This window comes from Sphingomonas sp. LaA6.9, from assembly GCF_022601895.1.
Classification (GTDB): Bacteria; Pseudomonadota; Alphaproteobacteria; order Sphingomonadales; family Sphingomonadaceae; genus Sphingobium_A.
The window spans coordinates 19847-29952 of the sequence record NZ_JAKVIO010000045.1; the positions used below are offsets into that span (position 1 = coordinate 19847).

Genomic DNA, 10106 nt, shown 5'->3' on the forward strand with positions numbered 1-10106 from the left:
TAGCCCAGTTTGCCTACCTCTCCTGCGCGCGCAGTTGTTGGGGGGGGGCTCCTGTATAGTCGGTCGTACAGATTAGCTGGAAAGGACGCGTGGCGCGCGTTCGGGGGAGTCTGAATGATGAAGACAGTCCTTCTTGCCGGTGGCCTGGGATCGCGGCTTGCCGAGGAAACAGTCCGCATTCCCAAGCCGATGGTGGAGGTCTCCGGCCGCCCGATCATGCTCCATGTCATGGATATCTACAGCCAGTGGGGCCATCACGATTTCATCGTGGCATGCGGCTACAAATGCATGCTGATCAAGAGCTTCTTCCATGAGCTCCACCTGATGAACAACGATTTCACGGTGGCGCTCGGCGATGGCGGGATGACGCTAAGGCCCACCAGGAACGTGGACTGGAACGTCTCGGTGGTCGACACCGGCCAGCATACGATGACGGGCGGGCGCCTGCTGCGTCTGCGCGACTGGCTCGACGACGAGCCCTTCATGGTCACCTATTCGGATGGGGTCGGCAATATCGACATCGACGCGCTGCTGGCCTTCCATCGTTCGCATGGCGGATTGGCGACAGTTACCGCGGTGCAGCCGCCCGCGCGCTTCGGCAATCTCGAGCTTGAGGGCAACCGGGTCGCCGAATTCACCGAAAAGGTCCAGAAATACGAGACCTGGATCAACGGTGGCTTCTTCGTCTTCGAGCCGGGCGTGCTCGACTATCTTTCAGGCGACGAAGAGCCGCTCGAACAGGCGCCGCTGGCCCGTCTCGCGCGCGACGGACAACTTTTCGCATACAAGCACAAGGGCTTCTGGCATCCGATGGACACAGTCCGCGACCGCGACCATCTTGATAAGCTGTGCCAGGCAGGCAACCCGCCTTGGATGCAGTTCGAACGCCAGCGCGTCGAGGTCGAGGCGGCATGATCGCAAGCCTTCGCCGGGTGCCGGGCTCCAGCCAATGCACAGGATCGGTGCCGGGGACCGGTATCGCATGAACATTTCTATCATTGGAACGGGTTATGTCGGCCTTGTAACCGGGGCATGTCTCGCCAAGCTCGGGCACAAGGTCGTCTGTGTCGATCAGCTCGCGGCGCGCGTCCTGCGGATCTCGGGTGGCAGTGCGCCATTTTTCGAGCCCGGTCTCCAGCCGCTGGTCGAGGAAACCATCGCCAGCGGCGCGCTCTCGGCGACGGTCGACCTGATATCGGCGGTACAGGACAGCGACGTCACGCTGATTGCGGTGGGGACACCCGACGCCGACGGCCATATCGACCTTTCGCAGATCGAAACGGCGTCGGCTGCCATCGGCCATGCGCTTAAATCCAAGCCTGGATACCATGTGGTCGCGGTCAAGAGCACCGTCGTTCCCGGCACGACCGACGGCGTTGTGCGCGCGGCACTCGAAGGCGCTGCTGGGAAGGTGACGGGGACCGATATCGGTCTCTGCATGAATCCGGAGTTCCTTCGCGAGGGTACCGCGATCGAGGATTTCATGGCGCCCGACCGAATCGTGATCGGTGCGTCCGACGCGCGAGCCGCCGCCGTCATGCAAGAGGTCTACGCGTCGTTCGACTGCCCCAGGGTCGTCATGTCGCTGCGCAATGCGGAGTTCACCAAATACGCCTCCAACGCGCTGCTCGCGACGCTGATTTCCTTTTCCAATGAACTCGCATCGTTGTGCGAGCGGACCCCGGGCGCCGACGCAGAAATCGTGATGGACGGGCTCCATCTCGACAAGCGTCTCTCGCCCGTCATCGATGGACATCGCGTACGGCCGGGGATCCTGTCCTATCTGCGGCCGAGCAGCGGCTATGGCGGCAGCTGCCTTCCCAAGGACATTGCGGCGTTACTCGCCTATGCGCGCGGGAAGAATGTCGAGACGCCATTGCTCGCGGCCGTTGCGCAGGTGAACGCGGCCCGCACAAGCGCGGTCCTCGATCTTGCGGAAGACCGCATTGGCGCCTTTGCGGGGCAAAGGGTCGGTGTTCTCGGTCTGGCCTTCAAATCGGGAACGGACGATCTGCGGCATTCGCCCGCCATCCATCTCGTCGAGCTGTTGCGCGATCGTGGCGCTGACGTGACCGTCTATGATCCCGTCGCCACGGACCTCGCGAGGCCGCTGCTCAACGGCACCGTGAAATATGCCGGCGGCGCGCTGGAGGCACTGGAAGGCAGCGACGTCGCGATCATCGGCACTGCCTGGCCCGAGTGGGGCGAGCTTGACTGGCCGAAAATCCGAAAGGCGATGCGCGGAAACGTCATATTCGACGCGCGCAATTCGCTACGCTCATTGGACCCGCCGAAGGATTTCAAACTCTACCAGATTGGGAACGGGGGATGACGGGTTCGATTGTCCATGGCGTGGCGATCTGGCGCGCAGCGCGACAGGTTTAGAGTGGGGGCGAAGATGCAGTTCTATTCGCGTGTGGTGGAAAACGACGTCAAAGCGCTGCTGAGCGACCTCGTGGAGGTCCTGCCCCGCTTCGCGGGAACGACTGTCCTTGTCACTGGCGCGGGCGGGTTCCTGATGAGCTATATCGTCGAAACTCTCCTGGCGTGGAACGAGACGGGATCGGGCGACGCGTGCCGGGTCATCGCGCTGGACAATTTCAAGACCGGCGTGCCCGAGCGCCTTGCGCATCTGGAAGCGCTGCCGAACTTCCGCCTGGTGCGGCACGACATATCCGATCCGCTCGATCTCGACGAACCCGTCGACTGGATCGTGCACGGCGCCAGCATCGCCTCGCCCACGGTCTATCGGCAATATCCGCTGGAAACGATCAGCGCCAATGTCGACGGTACCAGGCACCTGCTCGAACTGGCGCGGCGCAGCCTGACGCGCGGGATGATCGTGATGAGCACGAGCGAGATCTACGGCGATCCGCACCCCGATTTCATACCGACCCCCGAAGACTATCGCGGCTATGTGTCGTGCACCGGACCGCGCGCCTGCTACGATGAATCCAAGCGCATGGCCGAAACGCTCGCGGTCACGCACCACCGGCTGTTCGGTACGCCGATCAAGCTTGTCCGGCCGTTCAACGTCTATGGGCCGGGATTGCGGCTCGACGATCGCCGCGTCCTGCCCGATTTCATGACGTGCGTGCTGGAGGATCGCCCGATCGAGCTGCTGAGCGACGGGGCGCCCACGCGTTCCTTCTGCTATGTCAGCGATGCGATCGCGCTGATGATGCGCACGCTGGCGTCGGACTTTGCGGGCGACGCGATCAACACAGGCAATGACGAGGTCGAGATCTCGATGCGCGACCTTGCCGAAGCCGTGTCGCGGACGGGCGCAAGCGTGCTCGGCCGCGCGCCGATCGCGGTGCGCTATCAGGCGAGCGAGGACTCCGACTATCTGGTCGACAATCCCCAGCGCCGCTGCCCCGATCTGTCGCGGGCGCGGCACCTGTTTCCCGACTGGTCACCAAAGGTCGGGCTCGAGGACGGCCTTTCCCGGCTGATCCAGCATCTGGTCGAGAAAAACGGGATTCGAATTCCCGTCAGCGCGGAGGTGTAGTCACATGCTAGCTGTCAGTCAGACAGAAATCGAAACGGTCGAACGCACGATGCGCGTGCCCTACGCGCTGAGCGTCAGCGACGAGGAGGAAGTCGCCGCCGTCGTCGAGGTGCTGCGCACATCGACGCTGCCAGGGCCGAAGGTCCATGAGTTCGAGGAGAAGATCGCCGCGCTGTTCGGAAAGTCGCGCGGCGTGATGGTCAACTCCGGCTCGTCGGCGCTGCTGCTCGGCATCGCCGCGATGGACCTGCCCAAGGGTTCGGAGGTCATCACCCCGGCACTGACCTTCTCTACGACGGTCGCGTCGCAGGTCCAGAACGGCCTCGTCCCCGCCTTTGTCGATGTCGATCCGCAGACGCTCAACATCCGCGTCGACCAGGTCGAGGAAATGATCACGCCCAATACGCGGGCGATGGTGATCCCCAATCTGATGGGCAATATCCCCGATTGGGACGCGCTCCGCGCGATCGCCGATCGCCACGGCCTGCTGGTGCTGGAGGACAGCGCCGACACGCTCGACACCAAGCTGCACGGCCGCCCGACGGGCGAACGCGCGGATATCTGCACGACCAGCTTCTACGGCGCGCATATCATCAACTGCGCGGGCAATGGCGGCATGTTGTGCACCAACAGCGAGGAGCTTGAACACCGTTCGCGCATCCTGCGCGGCTGGGGCAGGCGATCATCGGTGTTCGCCGAATCCGAAAGCGCCAATGCGCGCTTCGGGATCGAGATCGACGGCATTCCCTATGACGCCAAATATGTCTTCGACATGATCGGCTACAATTTCGAGCCGTCCGAACTCGGCGCCGCCTTCGGGCTCGTCCAGTACCGAAAGCTGCCCGGGTTCCTGAAGTCGCGGCAAGCGACCTTCGATCGGCACAAGGCCTTCTTCCAGCGTTATGAAGAGTTCTTCCTGCTACCCGAGATGATCCCCGGCGCCGACGTGACCTGGTACGCGTTCCCGCTTGTGGTGAGGGACGATGCGCCCTTCCACCGCAACGAAATGCAGATGTATCTGGAGGATCGGGGCATCCAGACCCGCCCGGTCTTTACCGGAAACATCCTGCGTCAGCCGGGCTTCAAGACGATTGCGCGCCGCGAGAGCGTACGCGGCTATCCCGATTCCGATCTCGTCACGCGCGGCGGCATCGTCATCGGCTGTCACCAGGGGCTGAGCGAGGCGCAGGTATCGCACATCTACGAGACCGCCGCTTCGTTCCTCAAGGCCAAGACGGGAAGGTAATCATATGTCCAGCCAAGCCGTGCTCCGCACCGTTGACGCGCCAACCGACCGACTGGTCCAGTGCCGCGCCTGCCTTGCGCCCGATCCGTACCTGTTCCTGCCATTGGGCGATCATGCTCCGGCACAGATGCTGATCAAGCCCGAGGATCTGGAACGTCCCCAGCCCAGCTTTCCGCTGAACGCGCAGGTGTGCCTCGAATGCGGGCTGGTCGAGGTCGCGGATCAGATCCCGCCCGATTTCTTCCGTCACTATCTCTACGTGCCATCGGGCGCGGCGACGATGCAGAGCCACTTTCGCGAATTCGCCGACGTGCTCGCGAGCCACGCGGCTTCAACCGGGCTGATCGTGGACATCGGGTGCAATGACGGACTGCTGCTGGCTGCATGCAATGCCCTGGGCTGCAAGACATTGGGCATCGATCCCGCAGCCAATATCGCCGAGCTCGCCAACGCTCGCGGCGTCGATGTGCATGTCGCCTATTTCAACCCCGAAACCGCCGTCGATGTTGCCGACAAGCACGGCAAGGCGAAGATCATCGTCACGACCAATACCTTCAACCATATCGGCGATCTGCACAATTTCATGCGCGGCATCGACATATTGCTGTCCGAAGACGGCATGTTCGTCATCGAGGTGCCGCGCGCCAAGGAACTGATCGACCATAATGAATTCGACAATATCTATCATGAGCATGTCTCCGAATTCAGCCTGCTCTCGCTCGTCAAGCTGGGCGCATTTTTCGACCTCGACGTGACCGACGTGCACCGCCTGCCCAATATTCATGGCGGTTCGATGCGCGTCTTCCTGACGCGCAATGCCACGGGCACGGCGCGGACGCCGATCGTGCAGGAAATGCTCGACGAAGAGGCCGCGGGCGGCATGCTGGAGGAATCGACCTATCAGGCGCTGGTGGAACGCGTCGACGCGATCGGCGCGGAGCTGCGCCAGATGCTTTCGGATCTGAAGGCGCAGGGGCTGAAGATCGCGGGCTATGGCGCATCGGCGCGTGGCAACACGCTGATCACCTATTTCGGGATCGGACCGCAATATCTGGACTTCCTTGTCGACAAGAATGTCCTGAAGCACGGGCTGTACTCGCCCAATACGCGCATACCGATCAAGCCTGTGGAGGCCATCGAAACCGAAAAGCCCGACATACTCTTCGTGCTGGCGTGGAACTTCTTTGACGAAATTCGTGCCCAGCAACAGGCGTTTCTGGATCGCGGCGGGAAATTCGTCGTACCCCTCCCCCGGCCGACGCTCGTGAGCGGATAGGAAGCGGTGCATCGCAAGTGGCAAAGCGCACGCTCATAACCGGGGCCGCGGGTTTTATCGGATCCCACCTCGTCCGCCGCTTGCACGAACGGGGGGACGAGCTGCATCTGCTCGTCCGCCCCGAAACGTCACTGCATCGGCTGGGGGACACGATCGACAGCCTTCATGTCCACAAACTGCATCTGTCCGACGAGGCTGCGCTCACCGCCTGCCTTGTCGATGCCGCTCCGCACCAGGTTTATCATCTGGCGGCCGAGACGCGCCTGACCGCGCAGGTGGACTTCCCCGCCGTAGATCTGACGATCCGCGAGGATCTTCCCAATCTGATCGCGCTGCTTGCTGCGCTTTCCAAACTACGCGAGCCTCCATCCGCCTTCGTGCGCGCCGGCTCGATCGCCGAATATGGCACCGCCACGGTTCCCTATCGCGAGGATCACAAGGAGGATCCCTCCACGCCCTATGGCGCGGGATTGGCCGCGGGGACGATGTATCTGCGCGTTCTCGAGAGCATCCTGCCGTTTCCGACCATCACCGCGCGCCTGGCGCTGGTGTACGGGGCGGGGCAATCAGAGACCTTCATGATTCCGGCGCTGATCCGCGCGTGCCTCGAAAGTCGGCCGTTTCACGTCGCGCGCCCGTCCGACCGCCGCGACCTCATTCATGTCGACGACGCGGTCGACGCGCTTCTGCTCCTGGCCGAGCGCCGTCTGCCCTGGTGCAACGCGATCAATATCGCGACGGGCACGGCGCCGAGCATGCGCGAGGTGGCGGAGCAGATCCTCGACATCACAGGCGCCGATCCTGCGCTGGTCAGCTTCGGCGACGGCACGCCCGAACTTGGCGCTTCCGTGCTGCTGGCGTCGCCCGACCGCGCCAGCACCCTGCTCAACTGGTCGGCCGCGGCCACGCTGCGCGAGGGCCTTGAACGCACGATCGCGGCTATGCAGCGCGCGCCTGCGCTGACTTAGGAGTACGCAATGCTCGACAATCGCACCAAGGTGTCGATCCTCGTGCCGGTCTACAACGAGGACATGAACATTGAGCGGGCCTATGCCGAGATCGTGCGGGTCTTCGCGGCACTGCCCGACTACGATTATGAGATCATAGTCACCGACAATCATTCGACCGATCGCAGCTTCGCCCTGCTGCGCGAAATTGCCGAACGCGATCCCAGGGTGCGGGTGATCCGTTTCGCGCGGAACTACGGCTATGAGCGCTCCTTGCTGGTCGCCTACAAGTCGGCCACGGGCGCCTGTGCCGTCCAGATCGACTGCGATCTCCAGGATCCCCCGGAACTGATCCCCAAGATGCTCGAGCTGTGGCGTCAGGGGCATCAGGTTGTCTATGGCGTCCGGGAAACGCTGGAGGAAGGCGCGGTCATGCGTGCGACGCGGCGGCTCTTCTATCGGCTGATTGCGTCGATGAGCGAAGACGATCTACCGGTGAACGCAGGCGAGTTCAGGCTCGTCGACGCGCGTATTCTCTCAGAATTGCGTCAGGTGGACGATACCTCGCCCTATCTGCGCGGACTCATCAGCTCGATGGGCTTTTCGCAGATCGGGTTCGAATATGTGCGACGCATCCGTACCGCGGGCGAGAGCAAGTTCCCGTTCCGCGCGATGCTTTCGCTCGCGGTCGATGGCGTGCTCAATCATTCGCTGGTGCCGCTCCGGCTGGCCTCCGCAGTGGGCCTGCTGGTTGGATGCCTGACCTTCCTTCTGAGCCTGGGCTATATCATGGGCCGGCTCGTCTTCGGGCAGGACTGGCCCGCAGGCTTTGCCACGACGACATTGCTGCTGCTGATGTCGATCTCCATGAACGCAATCTTCCTGGGTGTGCTTGGCGAATATCTGGGTCGGATTTTCATGCAGGCGAAGCATCGGCCAACCCCGATCATCGAAGAGACGCTCAATATGGATCAGCCGCGCCACCACCTCGTCTTCGATGCTGATCGCAGGACACAGATTTCCACCGCGCTATAGGCAAAAGCCCCTGTTTGCGATCAGGTAACCGCCCGCGCCCGCAGCGCCTCGCGATGCGCGTAATCAAGGAACTCATCGATATTGGCCCAGCCATTGCCGTCATGATCGGACCAGGCGTCGTTGGTGCCGACGTTGAGCCCCTTCGAACGCTCCCAGGTGTCGGACATACCGTCGCGATCGCTATCGGGATAAGGCGTGCCTGTGGCGATTGCGGGCAATGTGCCGGGCGCGCTCACGATTCGCCCGGTCCGCTCGCCAACATCGCGGACAATGCGCAGGTCGACGGCGTCGCGCGGGAATGCGCCCGACAGTTCGAGCACCGTCGCATAGGCCTGGGATGCGCTCAGCGGCGCGAATGTCAGCGGACAGGTGGGCTGGCTGATGAGCACCGGCGCCAGCAGCGGCGACTGCGCCACCATCCGTCCATCAAAGCTGTTGTCGGCCACATAAACCCTTGCCGCACCCGTCGATGCGATGATCTGCCGGTTGATTGCCGATGCGCTGCCGAGCGTGTCGGGACCCGCCTTGTAGTAGTTGCCGACGACGCTGACCGGCGTACCGCCATAGCTTTCCCAGACCTCGGTGAACTCAGAACGGGCGTTGTAGAGGACATTGTTGACGACCTCGACGCACGACCCCGGCGGGAAGTTGACGTCGGGATTGCGATCGCCATTGTGCGCGCACAGATTCTTGATGAAGCTGAAGCGCTGTGGACCCGTCGGATCGCTGCTCAGCAGCGCACATTTGTCGTGATCGGTAATGCCTTCGGCAAAGATGGAGGCCGAGACCGTGATCCTGTCGTTTTGCGCATAGCCGTTGAAATTCTCGTCCAGCGCCCATGAGGCGCTGACATGATCGATGATGACATTGCTGCTGCCCTCGATCGTGATGCCGTCATTGCTGCCGCGCTGTGCGCCGCGTCGATCGGTGCGGACGCGGATATGGCGGACGATCACGTCGTGCGTGTTCTTGATGACCAGCGGCGTCAGTCCGGTCGCGCCTCCATTGTGGGTGAGCAGGATGCCACCACCCGGCGCGGTTTGCCCGGCAATCGTGATGAACGGGTTGCGTATCATCGGGCGCGCGCTCGTGAAGCGGATCACGCCGCTTACCCTGAACACACAGACGCGCGGTCCGCTTGCATCAATACAGGCGCGCAGTGATCCCGGGCCGGAATCGGCCAGCGTCGTGACCTGGATGATGCGGCCGCCGCGCCCGCCGGCGGCATAGCGACCGTGCCCTTCGGCGCCGGGAAAGGCATCGCTCCCGCTCGTGGCAGGCAGACCATCGGCAGCCGAGCAGCTGGCAAGGCAGGCGATCGCGACGGCTCGCACGATATGGCCGCCACCGCGCGTCGCAATGCGAGGCCGCAGTTTCTTCCTGCGTGATGGATATAGCGATGGTGTCATCCCGATATACTCCGGTGGTTGCCGCAGCACCGCAAGTGTGGGTTCCCGATCCTGTACGAATGCGCCTGCCAGCTATCCGATAGAGACCGGCGCTAGCCCGCTTGGAATCAGTAACGCAATCGCAGCGCCACCCCGACACGGAACTTGTTGAAGGCGTCCGTCGGCAGATTGGCGGAGCGGTCCATATAGGCAGTATCGAGCTTGATCGATATGGAGCGGTTCATGAGATACTCGACGCCCGCCGCGCCCGTCAGGGTCGTCAGATTGCGCCCGCTCGCCCCCCGGTAACTCGTATCGACGACGCCGACGAGCGCGTAGGCAAGCAGATTGTGGCGCACTTCCTGATCGACGCGTATCGAGCCGCTGGTATCGGTGCGCGATGACGCACCCCCGCGGATCGTGGCGACATCGCCGCTGAAGACCTGCCCCGTGATCGAAGTGCGGACGCGCGGGCGCCAGACGATCCGGCCACTCGCCGAAAAGCCGGTGTGGTCGCTGATCGTGGCATCCTGATACTCGGCGCGATACACACCAAGCCCGAGATCGCCCTTGATACGGTCGGCAATGTCGAGCTGGACGCCGACATTGCCGCCATAGGTGGTCGTGTCGCGGTCGACACCGTTGCGATCCACGGCAGTGCGCGCGTCCCGCTTCGTGGCAAAGCCTTCGACGAACGCGTCCA

Annotated in this window: 9 protein-coding genes; 7 read left to right on the top strand and 2 right to left on the bottom strand. The window is 63.0% G+C overall.

The annotated features are described in order from the left end of the window. Positions 1 to 114 precede the first annotated feature (114 nt). The 7 genes from rfbF to MKI88_RS18000 all read left to right on the top strand — a co-directional run bounded on the left by rfbF (position 115) and on the right by MKI88_RS18000 (position 8015). The gene (gene rfbF / locus MKI88_RS17970) at positions 115 to 915 is read left to right on the top strand and encodes a glucose-1-phosphate cytidylyltransferase (RefSeq protein ID WP_348636272.1); all 801 of its coding nucleotides are present in this window, start codon (positions 115 to 117) and stop codon (positions 913 to 915) included. A gap of 67 nt (positions 916 to 982) precedes the next feature. Further along, the gene (locus tag MKI88_RS17975; protein ID WP_241632927.1) at positions 983 to 2332 is read left to right on the top strand and encodes a UDP-glucose/GDP-mannose dehydrogenase family protein; all 1350 of its coding nucleotides are present in this window, start codon (positions 983 to 985) and stop codon (positions 2330 to 2332) included. Between the two features lie 66 nt (positions 2333 to 2398). Continuing rightward, on the top strand, positions 2399 to 3511 hold the full coding sequence (locus MKI88_RS17980) for an NAD-dependent epimerase/dehydratase family protein (protein ID WP_241632928.1): 1113 nt from the start codon (positions 2399 to 2401) through the stop codon (positions 3509 to 3511). 4 nt (positions 3512 to 3515) lie between these two features. After that, positions 3516 to 4757 (top strand): DegT/DnrJ/EryC1/StrS aminotransferase family protein, encoded by a 1242-nt coding sequence (locus MKI88_RS17985; RefSeq protein ID WP_241632929.1) that lies wholly within the window; start codon positions 3516 to 3518, stop codon positions 4755 to 4757. Positions 4758 to 4761: 4 nt separating this feature from the next. After that, entirely contained in the window at positions 4762 to 6033 is a 1272-nt protein-coding gene (locus MKI88_RS17990) for a class I SAM-dependent methyltransferase (RefSeq protein ID WP_241632930.1), read from the top strand. Between the two features lie 17 nt (positions 6034 to 6050). After that, complete coding sequence (locus MKI88_RS17995) at positions 6051 to 7001, top strand: NAD(P)-dependent oxidoreductase (protein WP_241632931.1); 951 nt, start codon at positions 6051 to 6053, stop codon at positions 6999 to 7001. 9 nt (positions 7002 to 7010) lie between these two features. Beyond that, a complete protein-coding gene (locus MKI88_RS18000; RefSeq protein WP_241632932.1) occupies positions 7011 to 8015 on the top strand; it encodes a glycosyltransferase family 2 protein in 1005 nt (334 codons plus the stop codon). Between the two features lie 20 nt (positions 8016 to 8035). On the opposite strand, the gene MKI88_RS18005 is transcribed toward MKI88_RS18000, so the two are convergent. Continuing rightward, the gene (locus MKI88_RS18005) at positions 8036 to 9349 is read right to left on the bottom strand and encodes a pectate lyase (RefSeq protein WP_348636273.1); all 1314 of its coding nucleotides are present in this window, start codon (positions 9347 to 9349) and stop codon (positions 8036 to 8038) included. 182 nt (positions 9350 to 9531) lie between these two features. Then, a partial coding sequence (locus tag MKI88_RS18010) for an outer membrane beta-barrel protein (protein ID WP_241632933.1) occupies positions 9532 to 10106 on the bottom strand: 575 nt, incomplete at its 5' end.

Coding starts and splice junctions, on each gene's coding strand:
- rfbF (WP_348636272.1), top strand. CDS start 115: ATGATGAAGACAGTCCTTCTTGCCGGTGGCCTGGGATCGCGGCTTGCC.
- MKI88_RS17975 (WP_241632927.1), top strand. CDS start 983: ATGAACATTTCTATCATTGGAACGGGTTATGTCGGCCTTGTAACCGGG.
- MKI88_RS17980 (WP_241632928.1), top strand. CDS start 2,399: ATGCAGTTCTATTCGCGTGTGGTGGAAAACGACGTCAAAGCGCTGCTG.
- MKI88_RS17985 (WP_241632929.1), top strand. CDS start 3,516: ATGCTAGCTGTCAGTCAGACAGAAATCGAAACGGTCGAACGCACGATG.
- MKI88_RS17990 (WP_241632930.1), top strand. CDS start 4,762: ATGTCCAGCCAAGCCGTGCTCCGCACCGTTGACGCGCCAACCGACCGA.
- MKI88_RS18000 (WP_241632932.1), top strand. CDS start 7,011: ATGCTCGACAATCGCACCAAGGTGTCGATCCTCGTGCCGGTCTACAAC.